The organism is Streptomyces sp. NPDC059256 (genome assembly GCF_042753785.1).
Lineage (GTDB): Bacteria > Actinomycetota > Actinomycetes > Streptomycetales > Streptomycetaceae > Streptomyces.
In genome coordinates this window covers 86,561-111,943 of sequence record NZ_JBHYZO010000019.1, presented here as the reverse complement: position 1 = coordinate 111,943, position 25,383 = coordinate 86,561, and the positions used below count along the sequence as shown (strand labels likewise).

Annotated in this window: 38 protein-coding genes; 2 read left to right on the top strand and 36 right to left on the bottom strand. The window is 66.3% G+C overall.

The annotated features are described in order from the left end of the window. Window positions 1-176 precede the first annotated feature (176 nt). The 3 genes from glmM to rplM form a co-directional block, all read right to left on the bottom strand. A complete protein-coding gene (gene glmM / locus ACFXJL_RS28255; protein WP_358876469.1) occupies window positions 177-1,535 on the bottom strand; it encodes a phosphoglucosamine mutase in 1,359 nt (452 codons plus the stop codon). A 171-nt stretch (window positions 1,536-1,706) separates the two neighbouring features. Further along, the gene (gene rpsI, locus ACFXJL_RS28250; RefSeq protein ID WP_358876470.1) at window positions 1,707-2,225 is read right to left on the bottom strand and encodes a 30S ribosomal protein S9; all 519 of its coding nucleotides are present in this window, start codon (window positions 2,223-2,225) and stop codon (window positions 1,707-1,709) included. A gap of 41 nt (window positions 2,226-2,266) precedes the next feature. After that, on the bottom strand, window positions 2,267-2,710 hold the full coding sequence (gene rplM / locus ACFXJL_RS28245; protein ID WP_358876471.1) for a 50S ribosomal protein L13: 444 nt from the start codon (window positions 2,708-2,710) through the stop codon (window positions 2,267-2,269). Window positions 2,711-3,352: 642 nt separating this feature from the next. Between rplM and ACFXJL_RS28240 the strand changes: the two genes are divergently transcribed. Continuing rightward, entirely contained in the window at window positions 3,353-3,931 is a 579-nt protein-coding gene (locus tag ACFXJL_RS28240; protein ID WP_384696965.1) for a hypothetical protein, read from the top strand. A 32-nt stretch (window positions 3,932-3,963) separates the two neighbouring features. Here the strand turns inward: ACFXJL_RS28240 and ACFXJL_RS28235 are convergent, their stop codons facing one another. Further along, window positions 3,964-5,586 (bottom strand): ABC-F family ATP-binding cassette domain-containing protein, encoded by a 1,623-nt coding sequence (locus ACFXJL_RS28235; protein ID WP_384631761.1) that lies wholly within the window; start codon window positions 5,584-5,586, stop codon window positions 3,964-3,966. Window positions 5,587-5,642: 56 nt separating this feature from the next. Here ACFXJL_RS28235 and ACFXJL_RS28230 point away from each other — a divergent pair, with 56 nt between their 5' ends. Continuing rightward, window positions 5,643-6,581 (top strand): hypothetical protein, encoded by a 939-nt coding sequence (locus ACFXJL_RS28230; protein ID WP_384631763.1) that lies wholly within the window; start codon window positions 5,643-5,645, stop codon window positions 6,579-6,581. On the opposite strand, the gene truA is transcribed toward ACFXJL_RS28230, so the two are convergent. From truA to ACFXJL_RS28070, 32 genes are all read right to left on the bottom strand, one after another. Further along, entirely contained in the window at window positions 6,552-7,421 is an 870-nt protein-coding gene (gene truA, locus ACFXJL_RS28225) for a tRNA pseudouridine(38-40) synthase TruA (protein ID WP_384696961.1), read from the bottom strand. The genes ACFXJL_RS28230 and truA overlap by 30 nt on opposite strands. A 100-nt stretch (window positions 7,422-7,521) precedes the next feature. Next, window positions 7,522-8,028 carry a 50S ribosomal protein L17 gene (gene rplQ / locus ACFXJL_RS28220; protein WP_358876476.1) on the bottom strand — a complete coding sequence of 169 codons (507 nt, stop codon included), beginning with the start codon at window positions 8,026-8,028 and terminating at the stop codon, window positions 7,522-7,524. A gap of 133 nt (window positions 8,029-8,161) precedes the next feature. Next, entirely contained in the window at window positions 8,162-9,184 is a 1,023-nt protein-coding gene (locus ACFXJL_RS28215) for a DNA-directed RNA polymerase subunit alpha (protein WP_003956430.1), read from the bottom strand. A 125-nt stretch (window positions 9,185-9,309) separates the two neighbouring features. Next, the gene (gene rpsK / locus ACFXJL_RS28210) at window positions 9,310-9,714 is read right to left on the bottom strand and encodes a 30S ribosomal protein S11 (RefSeq protein WP_003956432.1); all 405 of its coding nucleotides are present in this window, start codon (window positions 9,712-9,714) and stop codon (window positions 9,310-9,312) included. A gap of 98 nt (window positions 9,715-9,812) precedes the next feature. Beyond that, a complete protein-coding gene (gene rpsM, locus ACFXJL_RS28205) occupies window positions 9,813-10,193 on the bottom strand; it encodes a 30S ribosomal protein S13 (RefSeq protein WP_146481856.1) in 381 nt (126 codons plus the stop codon). A gap of 194 nt (window positions 10,194-10,387) precedes the next feature. Then, complete coding sequence (rpmJ, locus tag ACFXJL_RS28200; protein ID WP_003956441.1) at window positions 10,388-10,501, bottom strand: 50S ribosomal protein L36; 114 nt, start codon at window positions 10,499-10,501, stop codon at window positions 10,388-10,390. Window positions 10,502-10,559: 58 nt separating this feature from the next. Next, on the bottom strand, window positions 10,560-10,781 hold the full coding sequence (infA, locus tag ACFXJL_RS28195; RefSeq protein WP_003956442.1) for a translation initiation factor IF-1: 222 nt from the start codon (window positions 10,779-10,781) through the stop codon (window positions 10,560-10,562). A gap of 357 nt (window positions 10,782-11,138) precedes the next feature. Continuing rightward, window positions 11,139-11,975, bottom strand: a complete 837-nt coding sequence (gene map, locus ACFXJL_RS28190; protein WP_358876539.1) for a type I methionyl aminopeptidase — start codon at window positions 11,973-11,975, stop codon at window positions 11,139-11,141. 143 nt (window positions 11,976-12,118) lie between these two features. Further along, a complete protein-coding gene (locus tag ACFXJL_RS28185) occupies window positions 12,119-12,769 on the bottom strand; it encodes an adenylate kinase (protein ID WP_358876477.1) in 651 nt (216 codons plus the stop codon). Then, window positions 12,769-14,088, bottom strand: a complete 1,320-nt coding sequence (gene secY / locus ACFXJL_RS28180; RefSeq protein ID WP_358876478.1) for a preprotein translocase subunit SecY — start codon at window positions 14,086-14,088, stop codon at window positions 12,769-12,771. The genes ACFXJL_RS28185 and secY overlap by 1 nt, the downstream gene beginning before the upstream one ends. Window positions 14,089-14,322: 234 nt before the next feature. Then, complete coding sequence (gene rplO / locus ACFXJL_RS28175; protein WP_329022223.1) at window positions 14,323-14,778, bottom strand: 50S ribosomal protein L15; 456 nt, start codon at window positions 14,776-14,778, stop codon at window positions 14,323-14,325. Window position 14,779: 1 nt separating this feature from the next. Continuing rightward, window positions 14,780-14,962: a 50S ribosomal protein L30 gene (gene rpmD, locus ACFXJL_RS28170; RefSeq protein ID WP_358876479.1), complete on the bottom strand. Its 183-nt coding sequence runs from the start codon at window positions 14,960-14,962 to the stop codon at window positions 14,780-14,782. Continuing rightward, a complete protein-coding gene (rpsE, locus tag ACFXJL_RS28165; RefSeq protein WP_005313527.1) occupies window positions 14,962-15,567 on the bottom strand; it encodes a 30S ribosomal protein S5 in 606 nt (201 codons plus the stop codon). Before rpsE ends, rpmD begins: the two co-directional genes overlap by 1 nt. 46 nt (window positions 15,568-15,613) lie before the next feature. Beyond that, window positions 15,614-15,997 carry a 50S ribosomal protein L18 gene (gene rplR, locus ACFXJL_RS28160; RefSeq protein WP_329022220.1) on the bottom strand — a complete coding sequence of 128 codons (384 nt, stop codon included), beginning with the start codon at window positions 15,995-15,997 and terminating at the stop codon, window positions 15,614-15,616. A 3-nt stretch (window positions 15,998-16,000) separates the two neighbouring features. Further along, complete coding sequence (rplF, locus tag ACFXJL_RS28155) at window positions 16,001-16,540, bottom strand: 50S ribosomal protein L6 (protein ID WP_358876480.1); 540 nt, start codon at window positions 16,538-16,540, stop codon at window positions 16,001-16,003. A 20-nt stretch (window positions 16,541-16,560) separates the two neighbouring features. Further along, window positions 16,561-16,959 (bottom strand): 30S ribosomal protein S8, encoded by a 399-nt coding sequence (gene rpsH / locus ACFXJL_RS28150; protein WP_329022216.1) that lies wholly within the window; start codon window positions 16,957-16,959, stop codon window positions 16,561-16,563. A gap of 264 nt (window positions 16,960-17,223) precedes the next feature. Continuing rightward, window positions 17,224-17,409 carry a type Z 30S ribosomal protein S14 gene (locus tag ACFXJL_RS28145; protein ID WP_003948630.1) on the bottom strand — a complete coding sequence of 62 codons (186 nt, stop codon included), beginning with the start codon at window positions 17,407-17,409 and terminating at the stop codon, window positions 17,224-17,226. A gap of 3 nt (window positions 17,410-17,412) precedes the next feature. After that, window positions 17,413-17,970, bottom strand: a complete 558-nt coding sequence (gene rplE, locus ACFXJL_RS28140; protein ID WP_250923446.1) for a 50S ribosomal protein L5 — start codon at window positions 17,968-17,970, stop codon at window positions 17,413-17,415. After that, window positions 17,970-18,293: a 50S ribosomal protein L24 gene (rplX, locus tag ACFXJL_RS28135; protein WP_250923445.1), complete on the bottom strand. Its 324-nt coding sequence runs from the start codon at window positions 18,291-18,293 to the stop codon at window positions 17,970-17,972. The genes rplE and rplX overlap by 1 nt, the downstream gene beginning before the upstream one ends. Before the next feature lie 2 nt (window positions 18,294-18,295). Continuing rightward, window positions 18,296-18,664, bottom strand: coding sequence for a 50S ribosomal protein L14 (rplN, locus tag ACFXJL_RS28130; RefSeq protein ID WP_023539336.1), 369 nt, complete (start codon window positions 18,662-18,664; stop codon window positions 18,296-18,298). A gap of 96 nt (window positions 18,665-18,760) precedes the next feature. Beyond that, window positions 18,761-19,045: a 30S ribosomal protein S17 gene (rpsQ, locus tag ACFXJL_RS28125; protein ID WP_329022213.1), complete on the bottom strand. Its 285-nt coding sequence runs from the start codon at window positions 19,043-19,045 to the stop codon at window positions 18,761-18,763. Further along, on the bottom strand, window positions 19,045-19,269 hold the full coding sequence (gene rpmC / locus ACFXJL_RS28120; RefSeq protein ID WP_329022211.1) for a 50S ribosomal protein L29: 225 nt from the start codon (window positions 19,267-19,269) through the stop codon (window positions 19,045-19,047). The genes rpsQ and rpmC overlap by 1 nt, the downstream gene beginning before the upstream one ends. Continuing rightward, window positions 19,269-19,688, bottom strand: a complete 420-nt coding sequence (gene rplP / locus ACFXJL_RS28115) for a 50S ribosomal protein L16 (protein ID WP_072485538.1) — start codon at window positions 19,686-19,688, stop codon at window positions 19,269-19,271. The genes rpmC and rplP overlap by 1 nt, the downstream gene beginning before the upstream one ends. Before the next feature lie 5 nt (window positions 19,689-19,693). Further along, window positions 19,694-20,527: a 30S ribosomal protein S3 gene (gene rpsC, locus ACFXJL_RS28110; RefSeq protein WP_358876481.1), complete on the bottom strand. Its 834-nt coding sequence runs from the start codon at window positions 20,525-20,527 to the stop codon at window positions 19,694-19,696. Beyond that, window positions 20,527-20,874, bottom strand: a complete 348-nt coding sequence (gene rplV, locus ACFXJL_RS28105) for a 50S ribosomal protein L22 (protein WP_358876482.1) — start codon at window positions 20,872-20,874, stop codon at window positions 20,527-20,529. Before rplV ends, rpsC begins: the two co-directional genes overlap by 1 nt. Window positions 20,875-20,925: 51 nt before the next feature. Further along, window positions 20,926-21,207, bottom strand: a complete 282-nt coding sequence (gene rpsS, locus ACFXJL_RS28100; RefSeq protein ID WP_030351437.1) for a 30S ribosomal protein S19 — start codon at window positions 21,205-21,207, stop codon at window positions 20,926-20,928. 12 nt (window positions 21,208-21,219) lie between these two features. Next, complete coding sequence (gene rplB, locus ACFXJL_RS28095; protein ID WP_358876483.1) at window positions 21,220-22,056, bottom strand: 50S ribosomal protein L2; 837 nt, start codon at window positions 22,054-22,056, stop codon at window positions 21,220-21,222. 39 nt (window positions 22,057-22,095) lie between these two features. Further along, window positions 22,096-22,428: a 50S ribosomal protein L23 gene (rplW, locus tag ACFXJL_RS28090; protein WP_358876484.1), complete on the bottom strand. Its 333-nt coding sequence runs from the start codon at window positions 22,426-22,428 to the stop codon at window positions 22,096-22,098. Continuing rightward, window positions 22,428-23,081 carry a 50S ribosomal protein L4 gene (gene rplD, locus ACFXJL_RS28085; protein WP_329022203.1) on the bottom strand — a complete coding sequence of 218 codons (654 nt, stop codon included), beginning with the start codon at window positions 23,079-23,081 and terminating at the stop codon, window positions 22,428-22,430. Before rplD ends, rplW begins: the two co-directional genes overlap by 1 nt. Window positions 23,082-23,086: 5 nt before the next feature. Beyond that, window positions 23,087-23,731, bottom strand: a complete 645-nt coding sequence (gene rplC, locus ACFXJL_RS28080) for a 50S ribosomal protein L3 (RefSeq protein WP_153486756.1) — start codon at window positions 23,729-23,731, stop codon at window positions 23,087-23,089. A gap of 14 nt (window positions 23,732-23,745) precedes the next feature. Then, window positions 23,746-24,054 (bottom strand): 30S ribosomal protein S10, encoded by a 309-nt coding sequence (gene rpsJ / locus ACFXJL_RS28075; RefSeq protein WP_003948644.1) that lies wholly within the window; start codon window positions 24,052-24,054, stop codon window positions 23,746-23,748. A gap of 541 nt (window positions 24,055-24,595) precedes the next feature. Continuing rightward, window positions 24,596-25,147, bottom strand: coding sequence for a hypothetical protein (locus ACFXJL_RS28070; protein WP_384696947.1), 552 nt, complete (start codon window positions 25,145-25,147; stop codon window positions 24,596-24,598). Window positions 25,148-25,383 lie beyond the last annotated feature (236 nt).

Sequence of the window (25,383 nt, the reverse complement as noted above, 5' to 3'; positions counted from 1 at the left end):
GGCGGACACCAGTCGACCGCCGGAGCCGTACGGCCCCTTCCGCGGGTTCCGGCCGGCCCGTACGTTCTCGCCGGGAACAGCGCTCCTGTCGACGGCGTTGGGTGCGACCGCTGCACGATGCCTTTGGCCCGTCCGGCGCCCGGGCGACGAGCAGCGGTCCCCCATCCGTCCGATGTCTATCCGAGCGTGGACTTCACCGCGTCCGCCAGCCGCCCGGCGACCGATCGGGCCTGCTCGATGTCCGCGGCCTCCACCATGACCCGCACCAGCGGTTCGGTGCCCGATGGGCGCAGCAGCACCCGTCCGGTGGCGCCGAGTTCGCGTTCGGCGTCCGTGACCGCGTTCGCCAGTTCCGCACAGGTGTGCACACGGGACTTGTCCACGTCGGGAACGTTGATCAGGACCTGGGGCAGCCGGTCCATCACCGCCGCGAGGTCGGCCAGGGAACGGCCGGTCGCCGCGACCCGGGCGGCGAGCATCAGACCGGTCAGCGTGCCGTCGCCGGTGGTCGCGTGGTCGAGGACGATGACGTGTCCGGACTGTTCGCCGCCCAGCGCGTAGCCGTGCTCCTTCATCGACTCCAGGACGTACCGGTCGCCGACACCGGTCTGCACGATCTCCAGACCCTCGCGTTCCATCGCCAGTTTGAAGCCGAGGTTGGACATCACCGTGGCGACGACGGTGTTCCCGCGCAGTGTTCCCGCCTCGCGCATGGCGATGGCCAGCACGGCGAGGATCTGGTCCCCGTCAACCTCTTCGCCGGAGCCGTCCACGGCCAGGCAGCGGTCGGCGTCACCGTCGTGCGCGATGCCGAAGTCGGCCCCGTGCTCGACGACAGCGGCCTTCAGCTGGTCCAGATGGGTCGATCCACAGCCGTCGTTGATGTTGAGTCCGTCGGGGGCGGCGCCGATGGTGATGACCTCGGCCCCGGCCCGGGCGAATGCCTCGGGTGACACCTTCGCCGCTGCCCCGTGGGCCTCGTCGAGGACGACCTTCAGCCCGTCGATCCGGTTGGGCAGTACGGACATGAGGTGGGCGACGTAGGTGTCGAAGCCCTCGTCGTAGTCGCGCACCCGTCCCACGCCCGCACCGGTCGGGCGCTCCCAGGGCGCGCCGGTGCGGTGCTGCTCGTACACCGTCTCGATGCGGTTCTCCAGATCGTCGGCGAGCTTGTGGCCGCCGCGGGCGAAGAACTTGATGCCGTTGTCCGGCATGGCGTTGTGGCTGGCGGAGAGCATCACGCCGAGGTCGGCACCGAGTGCACCGGTGAGATGGGCGACTGCTGGCGTCGGCAGCACGCCCACCTTCAGTACGTCCACTCCCGCGCTCGCGAGCCCCGCCACCACGGCGGCCTCCAGGAACTCTCCCGACGCACGCGGATCACGTCCGACCACGGCGGTCGGCCGATGCCCCTCAAAGGTCCCCGCCTCGGCGAGCACATGCGCCGCGGCGACCGAGAGACCGAGCGCGAGCTCCGCCGTCAGGTCCGCATTGGCGACACCGCGCACACCGTCCGTGCCGAAGAGTCGTCCCACAGCTGTCCTCCGAAATACTCCGTGAAGCTTCGTGATGCTCCGAGAATGCAAGCTTATGAACGCTTCAAGCCCGTTCTACGACCAGTGGTCCCAGTGGTCATGGAAAAACGTACGCCCCCGCGGCACTGGGTGCCGCCGGGGCGTACGTAAAAGAACAGACCGAGCAGGCGATTAGCGCTTGCTGTACTGCGGAGCCTTGCGGGCCTTCTTCAGACCGGCCTTCTTGCGCTCGACCGCACGGTCGTCGCGGCTCAGGAAGCCTGCCTTCTTCAGCGGGCCGCGGTTGTTGTCCACGTCCGCCTCGTTCAGCGCGCGGGCCACACCGAGGCGCAGGGCGCCGGCCTGGCCGGAAACGCCGCCACCCGAGATACGGGCGACAACGTCGTAACGGTCGTCGAGCTCAAGCACCTTGAAGGGCTCGTTGACTTCCTGCTGGTGCACCTTGTTGGGGAAGTAGTCCTCAAGGGTGCGACCGTTGATCTTCCACTTGCCGGTGCCCGGAACGATCCGGACGCGGGCGATGGCGTTCTTGCGACGGCCCAGACCGGCGGCCGGCTGGGGGTCGCCGAAGCGGGATGCGAGGGACTCGGAGGTGAACTCGCCCTCGACGGGCACCTCCGACTCGAAGGTGGTGACCTCTGCGTAGGTCTCTTCGCCCTCGACGGGGATTTCAGCGGTGGTCTCGGCCACGATGCTCCTCAGATTCTTTTCGTCTTAGGGGGTGGCCGGAACTACTGCGCGACCTGGGTGATCTCAAACGGAACAGGCTGCTGCGCAGCGTGCGGGTGGTTCTCGCCCGCGTAGACCTTCAGCTTCGAGAGCATCTGGCGACCCAGGGTGTTCTTGGGGATCATGCCCTTGATGGCCTTCTCAACGGCCTTCTCCGGGCTCTTCGCCATCAGCTCGTCGTAGCGGACGGAACGCAGACCGCCCGGGTAGCCAGAGTGGCGGTACGCCATCTTCTGGGTCTTCTTGTTGCCGGACAGGTGAACCTTGTCGGCGTTGATGATGATGACGAAGTCGCCCATGTCCATGTGGGGGGCGTAGATCGGCTTGTGCTTGCCCCGGAGGAGGTTCGCTGCCGTTGTCGCCAGACGGCCCAGGACGATGTCCTGCGCGTCGATGATGTGCCACTGGCGCGTGACATCGCCGGGCTTGGGGCTGTACGTACGCACGGTCGTAGCCTTCGCTTCTTCAGTGAGTGGGTCTCCCTGGGCCCGAAAGCCCGGAGAGTGGGTCCTGACAAGGCCGCCCGGTCGATCACAACAGCTCTGGTGACACCTCGGGGACGCAACCCGGATGTCTACCGCTGGTCATTGACCGGTGGACCGGCGTAAGGGCCCCTCACGTGAGATAGAGCAAGCCAATACGCATAACGAAGCAGAAGCTTACCCGGGGCCCGCCGGAAGGGTCAAAACGCGGTTGTCGCACCTCTCCGAGGTCCGGTGCCGCGACGCTTCGCAAAGGGTGGGACACACGGCGAAATCACCGCAGGTCACCGCCATCGCAAAACGCTTGAGCCCCAGGAGCCGTCAGACTACGCCAAGGCCGTGTCCGTGCATCCCATGACCCCCAGCCCTCAGCCCCCCAGCCCTCAGCCCCCCAGCCCCCAGCCCCCGGGCTCTGAGGCGTAGGACCCAACAGCAGACCGGCCGGTCCCCCGCCATGGTCGCCCGCCGATCCCGACGAGAAGCCCGGACCCCTCAGCACGACCAAAGACACGAACGAAGACACGAACGACAAGAACGACGAAAGTCGACCCCTGCGCCCACTTCCGGCGCCTGTGACGCCCCTCTCACTTCTCCTAGGGTCCCGCCATGCAGCAGCTGAGCGAGTTCCTCGTCACCCAGAAGATCACGCCGATGGTGAACCGCTATCTGGTCGCCACTCCGGAAGGCGGCACGGTCCTCGCCTTCGCCGAGCAGAAGCGGCTCGCCCTCAAGGAACGGGTCACCCTCTGGAGCGGCGAGGACCGCACCGAGGAGATCTGCACCTACCGCGCCCGCAACGTCATGGACCTAGGACCCACCTGCGATGTCACCGGCAGGGACGGCGAGGCCATCGGCTCCTTCCGCAAGGACGTCACGTCGTCACTGCTCCGCTCCACCTGGCAGCTCGCCCCCGAAGACGGACTGCCGGCGGTGGGCACCGAACGCAGCGGGGGCATCGCCATCGCCCGACGGATAGGGAAGGTCGCCGATGTCGTCCTGCCGTTCACCGTCCCCCTGCCGTTCGTCTTCCACTTCGACTTCGTACGGCAGGACCGACCCGTCCTGAGCGTCGAACGGATGTGGGGGGTGCGGGACCGCTACCGCGTCCAGATCCACGATCCGGCCCTGGACCGCAGGCTCGCCCTCGCCCTCAGCGTGGCCCTGGACGCCTTCCAGTCCCGCTGACGGCCCCGAACACCGCCCGGGCCGCCCAGGAGCTACCGGGCGCGCTCCACCCGCCGCTCGTCCCACACAGGGCCGTCGGTCTCCCGCACCACCCCGTCCGAACCGAACACCAGATAGCGGTCGAAGGACTTCGCGAACCAACGGTCGTGCGTCACCGCCAGCACCGTTCCGTCGTACACCTCAAGCCCGTCCTGCAAAGCCTCGGCCGACTCCAGGTCGAGGTTGTCCGTCGGCTCGTCCAGCAGGAGCGCCGTCGTACCGGCGAGCTCCAACAGCAGGATCTGGAACCGCGCCTGCTGCCCGCCCGAGAGCTTGTCGAACGGCTGGTCACCCTGCCGCTCCAGCTCATAGCGGCGCAGGACCGACATCGCACCGCCCCGGTCCTTGGCCTGTTCGGTCCACAGGATGTCCACCAGGGTCCGGCCCAGCAGTTCGGGATGGGCGTGGGTCTGTGCGAAGTGCCCGGGCACCACCCGGGCACCCAGCTTCCACGTGCCCGTGTGGGCCACCGATCCATCGCCCGCCAACAGCCGCAGGAAGTGCGACTTGCCCGAGCCGTTGGAGCCGAGCACGGCGACCCGCTCGCCGTAGTAGACCTCCAGGTCGAACGGCTTCATCAGCCCCGTCAGCTCCAGACCCGTGCAGGTCAGGGCACGCACCCCGGTCCGGCCGCCGCGCAGCCGCATCCGGATCTCCTGCTCGCGCGGCGGCTCCGGCGGCGGGCCCGCATCCTCGAACTTCTTGAACCGGGTCTGCATCGCCCGGTACCGCGACGCCATGTCCGGGCTGATCGCCGCCTGCTGCCGCAACCGCAGGACCAGCGCCTTCAGCCGGGCGTGCTCCTCGTCCCAACGCCGCTTGAGCTCCTCGAACCGGGCGAACCGCTCCTTGCGGGCGTCGTGGTACGTGGCGAACCCGCCGCCGTGCACCCAGACGTCCGACCCCGCGGGGCTCGGCTCCACACTGACGATCTTCTGTGCGGTACGGGCGAGCAGCTCACGGTCGTGGGAGACGAAGAGGACCGTCTTGCGGGTCTCCTTCAGCCGCTCCTCCAACCAGCGCTTACCGGGTACGTCCAGATAGTTGTCCGGCTCGTCCAGCAGCAGGACCTCGTCGGGGCCGCGCAGCAGTGCCTCCAGGGCGAGCCGCTTCTGCTCACCGCCGCTCAGCGTGCCCAGCAGTCGCCACTGCGCCTTGTCGTACGGCACACCCAGCGCCGCCACGGTGCACATGTCCCAGACCGTCTCGGCCTCATAGCCGCGCGCTTCCGACCAGTCACTGAGCGCCTGCGCATACGCCATCTGCGCGGCTTCGTCGTCGACGGTCATGATGCGCTGCTCGGCGGCGTCGACCGCGGCTGCGGCTTCCCGCACCCGGGGTTGGGCGAGGGACACCAGCAGGTCACGTACGGTCCGCTCGTCGCGCACCGAACCGATGAACTGGCGCATCACCCCGAGGCCACCGCTGACGGAGACCGTGCCGCTGTGCGGCTGCAACTCCCCGGAGATCAGCCGCAGCAGGGTCGTCTTGCCTGCGCCGTTCGCTCCGACCAGGGCGACCACCGCCCCGTCGCCCACTCGGAACGAGGCATCCGCGAGCAGCACCCGCCCGTCGGGTAGGTAGTACTCCAGGTGTGCTGCTTCGAGATGTCCCATGTCCCCCATAGTGACGGCCCCTCCCGCGCAACCCCAACCGGTTTAGGATTCGCAGCATGAGCTTTGGCCAGGGGGGACCTCAGTGGGGGTCCGGCGGACAGCATCACGACCCGTACAACTCCCGTCAGGGAGCGCCCGATCGGTTCGATCCGTTCGGTGCGCAGCGGTCGGCGGGGGATCCTGACACACCGGACTGGGCGGCCCTGGCCGAGGCGTCCGCGGCCCGGGCCCGCCGCAGGCGCTGGCTCATGATCGGTGGTGGGGCGCTGGCCACGGCCGCGATCGCGGGAATCGTGGCCACGGCGATCGTCAGCTCCAACGACGACGGCGACGACCGTGCGCAGAACACCTCCAGCGAACTGCCCGGCCCGGAGAACCTGCCGAGCGGCAGCGGCGGTCCCGACCCGTCCTTCTCCTCGGTCGCCCCCGCTCCCCCGCCCGATCCCAAGGACTTCATCTCCAGCGAGACGAAGGACACCGCCCCGCTGAGCGTCGACACCCTCTTCCCCGGCAGGAAGCTGACGATGACCGGGCGCTCGTACGCCAAGGGGGCGACGGCCCGCACCGGCACCTGTACCGCGGCGGTGCAGGGCGGTCTCGGGCCGGTGCTCGCCCGTAACGGCTGTGACCAGGTCTTCCGCGCCACCTACAGCAAGGACGGGGTGGCGGTCACCGTGGGAGTGGCCGTCTTCGGCAAGGAGAGCGAGGCGAAGGCCGCCATCGCACAGCGGGTGCGCGGACAGAACCTCGCCCCCCTGGCGGGGGCGGGCGTCAACACCTTCTGCAAGGCCGGTCCTACCTGCCGCTTCACGGCCAACTCCTACGGCAGGTACGCGTACTTCACCACCACCGGCTACACCACGGGCAAGGACGTGGTGACGGGCGACACCAAGGCGTTCCAAGCCGGCGATGACCTCGCCGAGTTCGTCTTCCGACAGATCGTGGCCCGGGGCAATGCACAGGCGTCAGCAGCAGCCGTCGCGCCCGCCGGCTGACAGCGGCAGCGAACGCCGGTTGCGCGCCTCCACGTTGCGGGCCGCCAACAACTCGTCAGCGGGGTAGCCGACCTCTTCGAGGGTGAGGCCGTGGGGGCGTACGACATGGACGGCCGAGTCCCGTACCCCTGCGGCGAGCACCGTGGCGGGCCACTGCACCGGCCGGTGTCCGTCACCGACGAACAACAGCGCACCCACCAGTGAGCGCACCATGTTGTGGCAGAAGGCGTCGGCCCGCACGGTCGCGATGATGACCCCGGCGTCGTCCCGCTGCCAGGAGAACTGCTGGAGGGTACGGATGGTGGTCGCGCCCTCGCGCTTCTTGCAGTAGGCGGCGAAGTCGTGCTCGCCCACCAGCCGCCGTGCGGCCTCGTTCATGGCGTCGACGTCCAACGGCCAGTCGTGCCACAGCACATGGCCGCGCAGCAGCGGATCGACACCACCGGGGTTGTCGGTGACCCGGTACGCGTAGCGCCGCCAGATCGCCGAGAAGCGTGCGTTGAACCCCGCCGGTGCCTCCGCGACCCGCCAGATCCGCACATCGCGCGTCAGCCGCCCCGCGAGCCGCTTCAGCAGCTTCTCCTTGTGCTCGGCCCACAGCTCATCGGGCACGTCGACATGGGCGACCTGCCCGCGGGCGTGCACCCCGGCGTCGGTCCGCCCCGCGACGGTCAGCTCATGGGTCCGCGCGGACCGGGTCACCGTGCGCAGCGCGTCCTCGATCTCGCCCTGTACGGTGCGTCGCCCTCCGGCCTGTTTGGCCCACCCGGAGAAGTCCTTGCCGTCGTACGACAGGTCCAGCCGCAGCCGGACCCAGCCGGCCGCCACCTCATCACTCACGTGTTCAGTTCCTCTCAGGGCCCTCGATCCCACCGAGGGCGCCGGACAAGCGGAACGGGTCCGCTCCCCGAAGGGAACGGACCCGTCACCAAAGACGCGATCAGGCGTCCTTGGACTCCTTGGCGTCCTCGACCGGCTTGGCGTCCTCGACCGGAGCGGCCTCGTCGGCAGCGTCCTTCTTGAGGGCGTCTTCCTTGACCGCGCGCTTGGCGGCGGCCTCGGCCTCGGCGACGGTCGCCTTCTTCGCGATCTCGCCCTCGACGAGCTCGATCACGGCCATGCGGGCGTTGTCACCGCGGCGGTTGCCCACCTTGGTGATACGGGTGTAGCCACCCGGGCGCTCCGCGTACCGCGGCGCGATCTCGGTGAAGAGCGCGTGCACGATGCCCTTGTCCGTGATCGTCTGAAGAACGAGGCGACGGTTGTGGATGTCGCCCTTCTTCGCCTTGGTGATCAGGCGCTCGGCGACCGGACGCAGGCGGCGGGCCTTGGCCTCGGTCGTGGTGATGCGGCCGTGCTCGAACAGCTGCTTCGCAAGGTTCGCGAGGAGCAGACGCTCGTGCGCGGCGCTGCCGCCCAGACGGGCACCCTTGGCGGGCTTCGGCATGGTGTTTCTCCTTGTGTGCTGCACCGGCCGTACCAGGTACCGGTGTCAGTTCCCCCGAAGCGGCTGCCACGGGGAAGTCATTCGGCATCCGTACGGGACGCGGGTGGCGTCCCGTACGGATGCTCGGTGGTGCTTAGTACTGCTCGGTCTCGACGAAACCGGCGTCCGCGTCGTCGTCGGCGCCGAAGGCGTCAGCGGCGGCGGTCGGGTCGAATCCGGGCGGGCTGTCCTTGAGCGCCAGGCCCATGCCGGCCAGCTTCGCCTTGACCTCGTCGATCGACTTGGCACCGAAGTTGCGGATGTCGAGCAGGTCCGCCTCGGAGCGGGCGACGAGCTCGCCCACCGAGTGGATGCCCTCGCGCTTGAGGCAGTTGTAGGAGCGAACGGTCAGCTCCAGCTCCTCGATCGGCAGGGCCAGGTCCGCGGCGAGCGCGGCGTCCGTCGGGGACGGACCCATGTCGATGCCCTCGGCGTCGATGTTCAGCTCGCGGGCGAGACCGAACAGCTCGACCAGGGTCTTACCGGCGGAGGCCATGGCGTCACGCGGACGCATCGCCTGCTTGGTCTCGACGTCGACGATCAGCTTGTCGAAGTCGGTGCGCTGCTCGACTCGGGTCGCCTCGACCTTGTAGGTGACCTTGAGGACCGGCGAGTAGATCGAGTCGACCGGGATGCGACCGATCTCCTGGCCGACCTGCTTGTTCTGCACGGCGGAGACATAGCCGCGACCGCGCTCGACGGTCAGCTCCATCTCCAGCTTGCCCTTGCCGTTCAGGGTGGCGAGGACAAGGTCGGGGTTGTGCACCTCGACACCGGCCGGGGGCGCGATGTCGGCGGCGGTGACCAGACCCGGGCCCTGCTTGCGCAGGTACATCACGACCGGCTCGTCGTGCTCCGAGGAGACGACCAGCTGCTTGATGTTGAGGATCAGGTCGGTGACGTCCTCCTTGACGCCCGGCACGGTGGTGAACTCGTGCAGGACACCGTCGATGCGGATGGACGTGACCGCCGCACCCGGGATCGAGGAGAGGAGCGTACGGCGGAGGGAGTTACCGAGGGTGTAACCGAAGCCCGGCTCCAGCGGCTCGATCACGAACCGGGAGCGGTACTCGTCGACGACCTCTTCGGTCAGCGACGGACGCTGAGCGATCAGCATGGGGGAATCCTTCAGTCGTGGGCGCCCGCTATTTGACGCCCGACGGATGTCTTACAAGGGTACGGGCGGCACGACCCGAAGGAGCCGTACCGCCCGTAACCACAGCCACTCAGCTCAAGCGAGCGTCAGACGCGACGACGCTTGGGCGGACGGCAGCCGTTGTGCGGGGTGGGGGTGACGTCCTGGATCGAACCGACCTCAAGGCCAGTGGCCTGGAGGGAGCGGATCGCGGTCTCACGGCCGGAGCCGGGACCCTTGACGAAGACGTCGACCTTGCGCATGCCGTGCTCCTGCGCGCGGCGGGCGGCCGACTCGGCGGCCATCTGCGCGGCGAAGGGGGTGGACTTGCGCGAGCCCTTGAAGCCGACGTGGCCGGCGGAGGCCCAGGAGATCACGTTGCCGGACGGGTCCGTGATCGAAACGATGGTGTTGTTGAACGTGCTCTTGATGTGCGCGTGGCCGTGAGCGACGTTCTTCTTTTCCTTGCGGCGCACCTTCTTGGCAGCGCCCTGACGACCCTTGGGGGGCATCTATATCTCCTACGGGAGGTGGTCGGTCCTACAGCGAAGACCGCTTGGCTGTGCGGCGCCCCGGGCAGTCCCCGGGATTCCGCAGCGTCCGCTGAGGACTACTTCTTGCCCGGCTTCTTCTTGCCGGCGATGGCGCGACGCGGGCCCTTGCGGGTACGAGCGTTGGTGCTGGTGCGCTGGCCGTGGACCGGAAGTCCACGACGGTGACGCAGACCCTGGTAGCAGCCGATCTCGACCTTGCGGCGGATGTCGGCCTGGATCTCGCGGCGGAGGTCACCCTCGGTGCGGAGGTTGGCGTCCACGTACTCGCGGATCTTGACCAGGTCCTCTTCGGCCAGGTCACGAACGCGGGTGTTCGGGTTCACGCCGGTCGAGGCGAGGATCTCCTTGGACCGGGTACGCCCGATACCGAAGACGTAGGTGAGTGCGATCTCCACACGCTTTTCGCGCGGGATGTCAACACCGGAAACGCGTGCCATTCAATGGCTCCTGTGTGATCGGGGGTCTTCCGCAGAACCACTCCCTGGCCGCCGACTCCGTGCTGGAGTGGTACGACCGGGTCTCCGGCCCCCGCCGGAGGTGTCGCCGACCCTTATGGGCTGGGCGGGCTCTGCGTATGTACGAATTCGCTTGCGTCGCGCGAAGAACTGCGAGGTGCAGAAGTCGGCGTGCGTCAGCCCTGGCGCTGCTTGTGGCGCAGGTTGTCGCAGATGACCATGACCCGACCGTGACGGCGGATCACCTTGCACTTGTCGCAGATCTTCTTGACGCTCGGCTTGACCTTCATTGGATGTCAGGTTCTCCGGGTCAGTGCCATCGCCCCCGTGAAGGGGACCAGGCAAGATCTACTTGTACCGGTAGACGATCCGGCCACGCGTCAGGTCGTACGGAGACAGCTCCACCACGACCCTGTCGTCCGGAAGGATTCGGATGTAGTGCATCCGCATCTTGCCGGAGATGTGCGCGAGGACCTTGTGACCGTTCTGAAGCTCCACCTTGAACATCGCGTTCGGGAGGGACTCGATCACGGTGCCCTCGATTTCGATGGCACCTTGCTTCTTGGCCACGCTTCGCCCTTCGAATCGGCTACCTTGATCAGCTCCCGTCCACCGTGTGCGGACACACGGGTACACGAGAGCCGACGCATCAGTCTACGTCAGGGCATTCGAAAAGACGAATCCTGGAAGCTTGCCCACTCGTAGAGATCGTTACTCGGCCGATTCCAGAACCGAATCGGCCATCCGGCAACTGAGGGTCACCGGAGCTCGGGTTCCAGCCCGCATTTCCCTAGGGCGCACTACCCAGGAGAAGGTCTCACCAGCAAGTGCGGCGCCAGAGCGGAAGACCCATAGCGGTTCACCCGTACGAGTCCGTGCCCACGCCTCCGCCCGCCCTGACCCTGCGCCACCGGCGACGGGCCCTGCTCAGCCCAGCGGGTCGGGCGCGGCCGTGATCCCGAGTTCGGCGAGCTTGGCCCGGCCGCAGTCGGGCGAGGTGAGCACCAGCGGGCCCTCCGCGGTCACCGCGACCGAGTGCTCCCAGTGCGAGGACCAGGTGCCGTCGGTGGTGATCACGGTCCAGTCGTCGGCGAGGACCTCGGTCTTCGGAGTCCCCAGGGACACCATCGGCTCGATCGCCAAGCAGAAGCCGGGCACCAGCCGCGGCCCCTTGCCCCGCTTGCGCGAGACGTAGTTCAGCAGATGCGGATCCATGTGCATCTGGGTGCCGATGCCGTGGCCGCCGTAGTCCTCGATGATCCCGTACCGACCGCCACCGGGCTTGGGCTGACGGCGGATGTACGTCTCGATGGCGCGGGAGACGTCCACCAGACGGCTGCCGGACTTCATCGCTGCGATCCCGGCCCACATCGACTCCTCGGTCACCCGGGAGAGTTCGATCAACTCCGGGGCGTGACCGGTGCCGACGAACGCCGTGTACGCGGCGTCCCCGTGCCAACCGTCGACGATCGCTCCGGCATCGATCGAGATGATGTCGCCGTCCTTCAGGACGGTCTTGTCGTCCGGGATGCCGTGGACGACGACCTCATTGGCCGATGTGCAGATGGTCGCGGGGAAACCGCCGTACCCCAGGAAGTTCGACTTGGCGCCGTGGTCGGCGATGACCTTGCGGGCCACCTCGTCCAGATCCCGGGTGGTCGCGCCGGGGACGGCGGCCTCGCGCGTCGCCGCGTGGATCGCAGCCACGACCAACCCCGCCTCGCGCATCTTCGCGATCTGCTCCGGGGTCTTGATCTCCACCATCGCCTTGCCTTCCACCTCTGTCTTGTCCGGTACGGCCCGTGCGGTCCTCGCTCAACAGTACGGCCGCGGCGTCCATCGGACACCGCGGCCGTACCGTGACGGTCAGGACCTTCAGGTCTTGTCGACCTCGGCCGTCTTCTACTTCAGTGCTTCTTCAGTGCTTCCATCGCCCGCTCGGTCACATCCGCGACCTTGCCGAGCGCCGAGATCGTCACCACGAGGCCCTGGCCCCGGTAGTAGTCGATGATCGGCTCGGTCTGGGTGTGGTAGACCTCAAGGCGCTTGCGGACGGTCGTCTCCGAGTCGTCGTCGCGCTGATACAGATCGCCACCGCAGACGTCACAACGACCGTCCACCTTCGGGGGCGAGTACGTCACGTGGAAGACATGGCTTGAGTCATTGCGGCAGATGCGGCGGCCCGCGATCCGCTTGACGACCTCGTCCTCGGGGACCTCAAGGTCGAGCACCCCGTCCAATGTCATGCCCTCGGACTTCAGCATCCCGTCGAGCGCCTCAGCCTGCGAGACGTTGCGCGGGAAGCCGTCGAGCAGGAACCCGTTGACGGCGTCCGGCTGCTCCATCCGGTCCTTCGCCATGCCGATGGTGACCTCGTCGGGAACCAGCTCACCCTTGTCCATATAGGACTTGGCTTTCCGACCGAGGTCGGTGCCCTTGCTGATGTTGGCGCGGAAGAGATCGCCCGTGGAGATGTGCGGGATCGACAAGTTCTCGGCAAGGTACGCAGCCTGCGTTCCCTTGCCGGCACCGGGTGGTCCGACGAGGACGATTCGCATTAGCGGAGGAACCCTTCGTAATTGCGCTGCTGGAGCTGGCTCTCGATCTGCTTCACGGTCTCCAGACCCACACCCACGATGATGAGGATGCTCGTCCCGCCGAACGGGAAGTTCTGGTTCGCGCCTCCGAAGCCCGCCAACGCCATCGTCGGAACAAGAGCAATCAGACCCAGGTACAGCGAGCCCGGCCAAGTGATCCGGTTGAGCACGTAGCTCAGATACTCGGCAGTAGGTCGACCAGCCCGGATACCCGGGATGAAGCCACCATACTTCTTCATGTTGTCCGCGACTTCCTCGGGGTTAAACGAGATTGCCACGTAGAAGAACGCGAAGAACACGATCAACAGGAAGTACGCAGTGATGTAGTACGGGTGGTCGCCCTTGACGAAGTACTGCTCGATCCATGTCTTCCAGGAGGAAGTGCCGCTGGAGAACTGTGCCACCAGCGCCGGGATATAGAGCAGCGACGAAGCGAAGATGACCGGAATCACACCCGCCTGGTTGACCTTCAGCGGGATGTAGGTCGAGGTGCCACCGTAACTACGCCGCCCGATCATCCGCTTCGCGTACTGAACAGGGATACGACGTTGTGCCTGTTCCACGAAGACGACCAGGGCGACCATCACGAAGCCGATCAGAATGACCGTGCTGAACTCGATCCAGCCCTTGGCGAGCTTGCCGCTCTCCTTGATGGCCCAGAGGGCACCCGGGAAGCCGGCGGCGATCGAGATGAACATGAGGATCGACATGCCGTTGCCGATGCCGCGGTCGGTGATCAACTCACCGAGCCACATCACAGCGGCGGTACCCGCGGTCATGGTGATCACCATGACGACGGTGGTGTAGATGGTGCGGTCCGGCACGATCTGGCTGGCGACCGGGCAGCCGCTGAAGAGTGCACCGCTGCGAGCGGTCGCAACCAGACCCGTGCCCTGGAGCACGGCGAGGGCCACCGTCAGATAACGGGTGTACTGGGTGATCTTCGCGGTGCCGGACTGACCCTCCTTCTTGAGGGCCTCCAGCCGCGGAATGACCACGGTCAGCAGCTGCAGGATGATGCTCGCCGTGATGTACGGCATGATGCCGAGCGCAAAGATGGTGATCTGCAGCAGCGCACCGCCACTGAACATGTTCACCAGGCCGAACAGACTGTTGTTGTTCTGCTGGGCCAAGTTGACACAGGTCTGAACGTTCTGGTAATCGATGCCCGGTACCGGGATGTGAGACCCGAGTCGATAGAGCACGATGATGGCGAGCGTGAAGAGCAGCTTCTTGCGCAGGTCGGGCGTCTTGAACGCCCGGGCGAACGCGGTGAGCACGGTGCCTCCTGCGACCCCCGCGCTTCTGCGTCAGAGGTGACGGTCTTGAGGATCGATGAATACGAATCAGGAAATCCGCACGATCCCGATGGGGCAGACCGTACGGGGGTTCTTTACAGCAACATCGCACGCCACCTTACCGGCGGCAGTGCCCCGCTTGGAACGACCAACCGGGGATGCCCCATTTGAGAGGCATCCCCGGTCGGTGTTCAGCTTCCCACCACAGAACTTGTGTCAGACAAGCTCGGTGACGGCGCCGCCAGCGGCGGTGATCTTCTCCTTGGCGGAGCCGGAGACGGCGTCAACCGTCACCTGCAGCGCCACGGAGATCTCGCCCTGGCCCAGGACCTTGACGAGCTGGTTCTTGCGGACCGCACCCTTGGCGACCAGATCGGCCACCGTGACTTCGCCACCCTCGGGGTAGAGCGAAGCGAGCTTGTCCAGGTTGACGACCTGGTACTCGGTACGGAACGGGTTCTTGAAGCCCTTGAGCTTCGGGAGGCGCATGTGGAGGGGCATCTGCCCGCCCTCAAAGCGCTCCGGAACCTGGTAACGGGCCTTGGTGCCCTTGGTTCCACGACCGGCCGTCTTACCCTTCGACGCCTCACCACGACCGACACGGGTCTTCGCGGTCTTGGCACCGGGGGCCGGACGGAGGTTGTGGACCCTCAGCGGGTTCTGCTCCGCCATATCAGTCAACCTCCTCGACCGTCACGAGGTGGCGGACGGTGTGCACCATGCCGCGGAACTCGGGACGATCCTCCTTGACCACCACGTCGCCGAGCCTCTTCAGGCCGAGCGAACGCAGCGTGTCACGGTGGTTCTGCTTGCTGCCGATGTACGACTTCTTCTGCGTGATCTTGAGGCGGGTCATTACGCACCCGCTCCCGCACGTGCACGAAGCAGAGCCGCGGGGGCGACGTCCTCAAGGGGCAGACCACGGCGAGCCGCGATCTCCTCGGGACGCTGCAGGCCCTTGAGGGCCGCCACGGTCGCGTGCACGATGTTGATCGCGTTGTCGGAGCCGAGCGACTTCGACAGGATGTCGTGAACGCCGGCGCACTCCAGAACGGCGCGCACCGGGCCACCGGCGATAACACCGGTACCGGGGGAAGCAGGCTTGAGCAGAACGACGCCCGCAGCCTTCTCGCCCTGGATCGGGTGAGGAATGGTGCCCTGGATGCGGGGGACCTTGAAGAAGTGCTTCTTGGCCTCCTCAACACCCTTGGCGATGGCGGCCGGCACCTCCTTGGCCTTGCCGTAACCGACACCGACGGTGCCGTCACCATCGCCCACCACGACCAGCGCGGTGAAGCTGAAGCGACGACCACCCTTCACAACCTTGGCGACGCGGTTGATCGCGACAACGCGCTCAACGTACGCGGTCTTCTCGGCGGCAGCTGCGCCGCCGTCACGGCCCTTCCGGTCCCGCCGCTCGCCGCCACCGGCACCGCTTCCGCGGCGCTGGGGTCCAGCCATTGGATCTACCTCTCTCTGTTACGTCCGCTAGCTCCGGAACCGGGGCCTAGAACTTCAGCCCGGCCTCGCGGGCGGCGTCAGCCAGAGCGGCAATCCGCCCGGCGTACTGGTTGCCACCACGGTCGAACACGACGGCCTCGACACCAGCGGCCTTGGCGCGCTCGGCGACCAGGGCGCCGACCTGCTTGGCCTGGGCGCTCTTGTCGCCCTCACCACCGCGGATCGAGGTGTCCAGGGTCGACGCCGACGCCAGCGTGTGGCCGGCGATGTCGTCGATGACCTGCGCCACGATGTGGCGGTTGGAACGCGTCACAACCAGGCGCGGGCGCTCCGGCGAACCGGAGATGCGCTTGCGAACGCGGATGTGGCGGCGCTTGATGGCGGCGCGCTTGTACGCGTCACCCTTGGCGATCTTCACACCGTATGCCATGGCTTACTTACCCGCCTTTCCGACCTTGCGGCGGATGACCTCGCCCGCGTACTTGACGCCCTTGGCCTTGTACGGGTCGGGCTTCCGCAGCTTGCGGATGTTGGCGGCGACCTCGCCGACCTTCTGCTTGTCGATTCCCTCGACAGAGAACTTGGTCGGCGACTCGACCTTGAAGGAGATCCCCTCGGGGGCCTCGACCAGGATCGAGTGGCTGTAGCCGAGCTGGAACTCCAGGTTGGAGCCCTTCGCGGCGACGCGGTAACCAACACCGCTGATTTCGAGCGCCTTCGTGTACCCCTGGGTCACGCCGGTGATCATGTTGGCCACCAGCGTGCGGGACAGGCCGTGGAGGGCCTTGTTCTGACGCTCGTCGTTGGGGCGGGTGACGCTCAGAACGCCGTCCTCACCCTTCACGATGTCGATCGGCGCGGCAACGGTGTGGCTCAGGGTGCCCTTGGGACCCTTCACCGCGACCGTGCGGCCATCGATGGTGACGTCCACACCGGCGGGAACCTGGATGGGGAGCTTGCCGATACGCGACATTGCTATTCCTCCGTTCCCGACTACCAGACGTAGGCGAGGACTTCCCCACCTACGCCCTTCTTCTGCGCCTGCTGGCCGGTCAGGAGACCGTGGGACGTGGAGATGATCGCCACGCCCAGGCCGCCGAGGACCTTCGGCAGACTGGTGGACTTCGCGTACACGCGCAGACCCGGCTTCGAGATCCGCCGGATGCCCGCGATGGAGCGCTCCCGGTTGGGACCGAACTTGAGCTCCAGGACGAGGTTCTTGCCGACTTCGGCGTCCTCGACCTTCCAGCCCGTGATGAAGCCCTCCTGCTGGAGGATCTCTGCGATGTGCGACTTGATCTTGCTGTGCGGCATGGTCACGGAGTCGTGGTACGCCGAGTTCGCATTCCGCAGACGCGTCAACATGTCTGCGATCGGATCAGTCATGGTCATGAATTGGCCTTCGGCCTCTCTCGCCGGGGTTTCCTGTATGCGCCATCCCTCTCCCCACACTGGGGCGGGACGGGTGCGGCGCGGGGACCTACGGCGTAGTAAGTCGTTCAGGGCGGCGGACGCCCAACCCTCCTAGCCTAAGCCATGGAAGGACGGGCCTCCGCCTACCCTCTGCTTACCGAGAGCGTCCAGTAATCCCAAACTCCGGCCCGGTCGCCCGCGGGCGACCCTGAAGGTCACCGTCCGGGGACCGGGTGGAAGGGTTTACCAGGAGCTCTTGGTCACGCCCGGCAGCTCGCCACGGTGAGCCATCTCACGAAGGCACACGCGGCACAGGCCGAACTTGCGGTACACGGAGTGGGGACGACCGCAACGCTGGCAGCGCGTGTAGCCACGCACGCCGAACTTGGGCTTGCGGGCGGCCTTGGCAATGAGAGCCTTCTTTGCCACGGCTCACGCCTCCTTGAACGGGAAGCCGAGGTGACGCAGGAGCGCGCGGCCCTCAGCGTCGTTGGTCGCCGTGGTAACCACGGTGATGTCCATACCCCGGACGCGGTCGATCTTGTCCTGGTCGATCTCGTGGAACATGACCTGCTCCGTGAGACCGAAGGTGTAGTTGCCACGGCCGTCGAACTGCTTGGGGGACAGACCACGGAAGTCGCGGATGCGCGGAAGCGCGAGCGACAGGGTGCGGTCCAGGAACTCCCACATGCGGTCGCCACGGAGGGTGACGTGGGCACCGATCGGCTGACCCTCACGCAGCTTGAACTGCGCGATGGACTTGCGGGCCTTGGTGACGGCCGGCTTCTGACCGGTGATCGTGGTGAGGTCCTTGACGGCACCATCGATCAACTTGGAGTCGCGGGCGGCGTCGCCCACACCCATGTTGACCACGATCTTGACGAGCCCGGGAACCTGCATGACGTTCTCGTACGAGAACTCCTCAAGCAGCTTGCCCTTGATTTCCTCGCGGTACTTCGTCTTGAGACGCGGAGTGGTGGTGGTAGCCATCAGATGTCCTCACCCGTCCGCTTGGCAACGCGGATCTTGTTGCCCTCGTCGTCGAAGCGGAATCCGACGCGCGTCACAACCTTCTTGCCGTCCTTCTCCACGACGAGCTGAACATTGCTCACGTGGACGGGGGCCTCGGTGGTGACGATCCCGCCGGTCTGCGAACCACGAGCGGTCTGGCCGGCCTTGGTGTGCTTCTTGACCCGGTTGACACCCTCGACCAGGACACGGTCCTCGCGGGGGAAGGCCTGAATGACCTTGCCCTGCTTGCCGCGGTCCTTACCGGTGATGACCTGAACCAGGTCGCCCTTCTTGATCTTCATGCTTACAGCACCTCCGGCGCGAGCGAGATGATCTTCATGAACTTCTTCTCGCGCAGCTCACGGCCCACCGGGCCGAAGATACGGGTGCCGCGAGGGTCGCCGTCGTTCTTCAGAATGACAGCGGCGTTCTCGTCGAAGCGGATGTACGAGCCGTCCTGGCGGCGGCGTTCCTTCACGGTGCGAACGATGACCGCCTTGATGACGTCACCCTTCTTCACGTTGCCACCGGGGATCGCGTCCTTGACGGTGGCAACGATGACGTCACCGATGCCCGCGTAGCGGCGACCGGAGCCACCGAGAACACGGATGCAAAGGATTTCCTTGGCACCAGTGTTGTCGGCGACACGCAGTCGCGACTCCTGCTGGATCACGTGTATCTCCTGTTTGTCTGCCGGTTCCCCGGGGGACCGCTGAGCGGCCCCCCGGAGCCTGGCGGAACTGACTCGAAGGGTTACCCCTTCAAGTAATTACTTGGCCTTCTCAAGGATTTCGACGATGCGCCAGCGCTTCGTCGCCGAGAGGGGCCGGGTCTCCATGAGGAGAACACGGTCGCCAACGCCAGCGGCGTTCTGCTCATCGTGTGCCTTGAGCTTGCTCGTACGGCGGATGACCTTGCCGTACAGAGCGTGCTTCACGCGGTCCTCGACGGCAACGACGACGGTCTTGTCCATCTTGTCGCTGACAACGAGACCCTCACGGGTCTTGCGGAATCCGCGGGCAGTGTTCTCTTCAGTCACATTCGTCTCGCTCATCAGGCGCTCTCCACCATCTCGATGCCCAGCTCGCGCTCACGCATCAGGGTGTAGATCCGGGCGATGTCCTTGCGGACGGCCTTCAGCCGGCCGTGGTTTTCGAGCTGGCCCGTCGCCGCCTGGAAGCGGAGGTTGAACAGCTCTTCCTTGGCCTCGCGGAGCTTGTTGAGGAGCTCCTCGTTGCCCAGCTCGCGCAGCTCAGACGCCTTGGTTCCGGCCGACATCACGCCTCACCTGCCTCGCGCCGAACGATGCGGCACTTCATCGGAAGCTTGTGAGCAGCGCGGGTGAGCGCCTCACGAGCAATCTTCTCGTTCGGGTAGGAGAGCTCGAACATCACCCGACCGGGCTTGACGTTCGCGATCCACCACTCCGGGGAACCCTTACCGGAACCCATGCGGGTCTCGGCGGGCTTCTTGGTCAGCGGGCGGTCCGGGTAGATGTTGATCCAGACCTTGCCGCCACGCTTGATGTGGCGGGTCATCGCGATACGCGCCGCCTCGATCTGGCGGTTGGTCACGTACGCCGGAGTGAGGGCCTGAATGCCGTACTCGCCGAACGCAACCTGCGTACCACCCTTGGACATACCGCTGCGCTTCGGGTGGTGCTGCTTGCGGTGCTTGACCCTACGGGGGATCAGCATTTCGGTCAGGCCTCCGTTCCGGTGCTCTCAGCCGGAGCAGCGGCAGCGGCGTCGGCCTTGGGGGCCTCGGCTGCGGCGTTCTGCTGCTGCGGCTTACGGCCGCGTCCGCCACGCTCGCCACCGCGGCCACCACGGCCGGCCGGGCGGTCAGCGCCGCCACGAGCCGGGCGGTTGCCAGCGCGGGCAGCAGCGTTCTCAGCGCGGACCTCGGCGATGTTCTTGACGTCGCCCTTGTAGATCCAGACCTTCACACCGATGCGGCCGAAGGTGGTCTTGGCCTCGAAGAAGCCGTACTCGACGTTCGCACGAAGGGTGTGCAGCGGCACACGGCCCTCGCGGTAGAACTCCGAGCGGGACATCTCGGCGCCGCCGAGACGGCCACCACACTGGATCTTGATGCCCTTGGCGCCGGCCTTCATCGCCGACTGCATGCTCTTACGCATGGCACGGCGGAAGGAGACGCGGGAGGACAGCTGCTCGGCAACGGCCTGGGCCACGAGCTGAGCGTCAACCTCGGGGTTCTTGACCTCAAGGATGTTCAGCTGGACCTGCTTGCCCGTGAGCTTTTCGAGGTCGCCGCGGATGCGGTCGGCCTCGGCGCCACGGCGGCCGATGACGATGCCGGGACGCGCGGTGTGGATGTCCACCCGCACGCGGTCACGGGTGCGCTCGATCTCAACCTTCGAGATGCCGGCGCGCTCCATGCCGGACGTCATCATCCGACGGATGGCGACGTCTTCCTTGACGTAGTCCTTGTACAGCTTGTCGGCGTACCAACGGGACTTGAAGTCCGTGGTGATACCGAGCCGGAACCCATGCGGGTTAACCTTCTGGCCCATTACCGGGTTCCTTCCTTGCTGCTGACGACCACGGTGATGTGGCTGGTCCGCTTACGGATCCGGTAGGCGCGACCCTGTGCACGCGGGCGGAACCGCTTCAGGGTCGGGCCCTCATCCACGTACGCCTCGCTGATGACCAGCGTAGAAGCGTCACTGTGGTCGTAGTTGTGCGCGGCGTTGGCAATGGCGCTGTCCAGCACCTTGCCCACCGGCACGCTCGCGGCCTGCGGGGCGAAACGCAGGACCGCCTGAGCCTCCGTGGCATCCATGCCACGGATGAGGTCCACCACTCGGCGGGCCTTCATGGGCGTGACGCGGATGTACCGCGCTTGGGCCCTGGCTTCCATGGTTGTCCCTTCAGTGTCTGACACGTTCGTCATAGTCGTTTCCACCCCGCGTTAGCGGCGCTTCGACTTCCGGTCGTCCTTGACGTGGCCTCGGAAGGTGCGAGTCGGCGAGAACTCACCGAGCTTGTGGCCGACCATCGACTCGGTGACGAACACCGGGACGTGGATCTTGCCGTTGTGCACCGCGATCGTGTGGCCCAGCATCGCCGGGACGATCATCGAGCGACGGGACCAGGTCTTGATGACGTTCTTGGTACCTGCTTCGTTCTGTACGTCCACCTTCTTGATCAGGTGGTCGTCGACGAAGGGCCCCTTCTTGAGACTGCGCGGCATCTAAACCCGCTCCTAGCGCTTCTTGTTCGTCTTGCGGCGGCGGACGATGTACTTGCTGCTCGCCTTCTTGGGAGAACGAGTACGACCCTCCTTCTGACCCCACGGGCTGACCGGGTGGCGACCACCGGAGGTCTTGCCCTCACCACCACCGTGCGGGTGGTCAACCGGGTTCATCGCGACACCGCGGACGGTCGGGCGAACGCCCTTCCAGCGCATACGGCCGGCCTTGCCCCAGTTGATGTTCGACTGCTCGGCGTTGCCGACCTCGCCGATGGTGGCGCGGCAGCGAACGTCGACCAGCCGGATCTCGCCGGACGGCATGCGGAGGTGGGCCATGGCCCCCTCCTTCGCCAGCAGCTGCACGGAGGCACCCGCGGAACGGGCGAACTTCGCGCCGCCGCCGGGCCGCAGCTCGATGGCGTGGATGGTCGTACCGACCGGGATGTTGCGCAGCGCCAGGTTGTTACCGGGCTTGATGTCGGCGGTCGGGCCGTTCTCGACGCGGTCGCCCTGGCTCAGGCCACGCGGCGCGACGATGTAGCGCTTCTCGCCATCTGCGTAGTGCAGAAGGGCGATGCGCGCGGTGCGGTTGGGGTCGTACTCAATGTGAGCGACCTTGGCCGGCACGCCGTCCTTGTCGTGACGACGGAAGTCGATCACGCGGTAGGCGCGCTTGTGGCCACCGCCCTGGTGACGGACGGTCACACGACCGGTGTTGTTACGGCCGCCCTTGCTGTGCAGGGGGCGGACCAGCGACTTCTCCGGCGTGGACCGCGTGATCTCGACAAAGTCGGCGACGCTGGAGCCACGACGGCCCGGAGTCGTCGGCTTGTACTTGCGGATACCCATTTCTCAGTCCTCGTCCGATTCCGGACGACTCGACCTCACTTAAGAGGTCGGGCCGCCGAAGATGTCGATACGGTTGCCCTCGGCAAGGGTCACGATGGCGCGCTTGGTGTTGGCGCGCTTGCCGAAACCGGTGCGGGTGCGCTTGCGCTTGCCCTGCCGGTTGATCGTGTTGACCCCGGTGACCTTGACCGAGAAGACCGCTTCCACGGCCTGCTTGATCTGGGTCTTGTTGGCACGCGGGTCGACGATGAACGTGTACTTGTTCTCGTCGAGCAGTGCGTAGCTCTTCTCGGACACGACCGGCTTGACGAGGAGGTCACGCGGGTCCGTGTAGGTCTTGCTGGTAACGGTCGCCGTGGCGTTCTCGGACATCAGGCGTCGCTCCCTTCGGTCTCAAGGGCCTTGTCGGGGCCGGACACGAAGGACTCGAAGGCAGCCTGAGTGAAGACCACGTCCTCGGAGCGGATCACGTCGTACGTGTTCAGCTGGCCCGGCTCCAGGATGTGCACCTGGGGCAGGTTGCGGGCGGACAGCCACGCGGCCTCGTCGGCGCGGTCGACGACCAGGAGCAGGTTCTTGCGCTCCGAGATCTTGCCGAACAGCGTCTTGGCGGCCTTGGTGGAGACCTCGCCCTCGATCACGCCGGTGACGACGTGGATGCGCGAGTTGCGGGCCCGGTCGGTGAGGGCACCGCGCAGGGCGGCGGCCTTCATCTTCTTCGGGGTCCGCTGGGAGTAGTCACGCGGCACGGGGCCGTGGACGACGCCACCGCCGACGAACTGCGGGGCGCGGGTCGAACCCTGACGGGCACGGCCGGTGCCCTTCTGGCGGTACGGCTTCTTGCCACCACCGCGGACCTCGCCACGACGCTTGACCTTGTGCGTGCCCTGGCGGGCAGCGGCCAGCTGCGCGACGACGACCTGGTGGATCAGCGGGATGCTGACCTTGGCGTCGAAGATCTCGGCCGGGAGCTCAACGGTCCCGGTCTTGTCGCCTGCGGGCGACAGAATGTCAATGGTGCTCATAGTCCTCAGGCCCCCTTGGCCGCAGTGCGGACCAGGACCAGGCCGCCGTTGGGACCAGGAACCGCACCCTTGATCAGGAGCAGGCCCTTCTCCGCGTCAACAGCGTGAACGGTCAGGTTCTGTGTGGTGACCCGCTCGTTGCCCATACGGCCCGCCATGCGGAGGCCCTTGAACACACGGCCCGGGGTGGCACAGCCACCGATGGAGCCGGGAGAGCGGTGCTTGCGCTGGGTACCGTGACCGGCGCCGAGGCCCTTGAAGTTGTGACGCTTCATGACACCGGCGAAGCCCTTGCCCTTGCTCTTGCCCGTGACGTCAACCTTGACGCCGGACTCGAACACAGCAGCGGTGATCTCCTGGCCGAGCGTGTACTCGCTGGCGTCGGAGGTACGGAGCTCCACCAGGTGGCGGCGGGGGGTCACGTCGGCCTTGGCGAAGTGGCCCTTGAGGGGCTTGTTCACCTTGCGCGGGTCGATCTCGCCGAAGGCGATCTGGACCGACTCGTAGCCGTCGGAGTCATTCGTACGGACCTGGGTCACAACGCAGGGCCCGGCCTTGACGACGGTCACCGGGACGACACGGTTGTTCTCGTCCCAGACCTGGGTCATGCCGAGCTTCTCGCCCAGGACGCCCTTGATCTGCTTTGCCATCTCTTCCGCGCCTCTCAGAGCTTGATCTCGATGTCAACGCCGGCCGGAAGGTCCAGGCGCATCAACGAGTCAACGGTCTTGGGCGTCGGGTCGAGGATGTCGATCAGGCGCTTGTGCGTACGCATCTCGAAGTGCTCGCGCGAGTCCTTGTACTTGTGCGGCGACTTGATGACGCAGTACACGTTCTTCTCAGTGGGCAGCGGCACCGGGCCCGCGACCGACGCACCAGTACGCGTCACCGTCTCGACGATCTTCTTCGCCGACGAATCGATGACCTCGTGGTCGTAGGCCTTGAGCCGGATGCGGATCTTCTGTCCCGCCATGGCTACTTCGTAGTCCTGTCTTTTGTATGGACGCTCTGCAACTCGGTGAGTCCTGCGATCCCCTCCGACCCCCGCGGTCGGGCGTGTCGCACACCCTCTACGTAGATATCCCGAAGGATTTCCCAACCAAGGGGGTGCGGGCCTGGCCCGCGAATCGAGGGAGAACACCCACCGAGCGCTTGGCTGGTACCCCGCTGACGCTTCCCGGAAGATTCCCGTACGTCCGCTCCAGCGCTGCCCAGGAGGCAGATGGGGCGACGAGTACTGTGGGACTCGCTTCCGGTCCTCCCGGCGGGAGGCGCGCAGCATCGGCACTCAACCGAGCAACCCGGATAGTCTGCCACACGGGGTTGCAACCTGGCCAATCGAGCCGTAGAGGCTACCCCACGTCACAGAGAGCCACACACGGGGAGCCTGCGGGTGGGGGCGAGCACCATCAGTGCCCGGACAGGCGCTTAGCGTGATCAAGGCCCGGCGGCGGTGCGGTACGGGATGAACCCTCGGGTGGACGCCGGAACGGGGTTGCTACGCCGGAACGCCGTTACTTCGAGTAGACCCGCTCCACCATCGGTGTCGCCCACTCCGGAAAGACGTCCCGTGCGGGAAGCGGCGGGGCCGGGGATGTGCCGATCCCCGGCGAACCCGGTGGAATCTGACGGTGAGCGTACTGGCGTGACCACCAGAGCCAACGCCGCACGAACTGGTTGGCGCTCCACACCATGACCAGTCCACCTCGCAGCTCGGAAACCTCGGCCCAGTAGGTAGCGAGAAGGGCCGCCCGGGCCGAAGCGATCTCCTGGGCAGCCGGCTTAGAGTCCTCGGTCAGTTCAGTTCCGATGGCGAATCCCGCATGAGGGCTACCCCTCAGCAGAATGTCGCAGTCCCTGAGCACTAGTTCGAGAATCCGAAGCGGGACAAGTTGCGTCTGCCGCTCCAGATTTTCCAGCAGGCCGGCAAAGTCATCTGCCAGGACGGATTCCTGGCTGGGCGTCACACTGAGGCACCGGATTGCCTCACTCTCCTCGGGCCCACCACTCAGCATGCCGAGATAGGCGAGCGCCCTCGCCACCTGCCATCGGGTGAGTGAATCCATAAGCCTGATGCGGGATGGCCGAAAAGCCGGCCGCGTCGGCCAATCGACAGCGCACACATGCGGCTGCAAAGACGCAAGGCCGGGGTGCACCGGTGCTGGGTAGAGCGGCATATTTCCACCCGAGGCCAATCGAAATCACAGCCAGTTTGAAGTGAGCACGGGCGAGACAGCACCATTCTTAGCACCGCTAAATCCTAATCCACCATGACGGCAGCCATTACGGCCCTACAGTACTC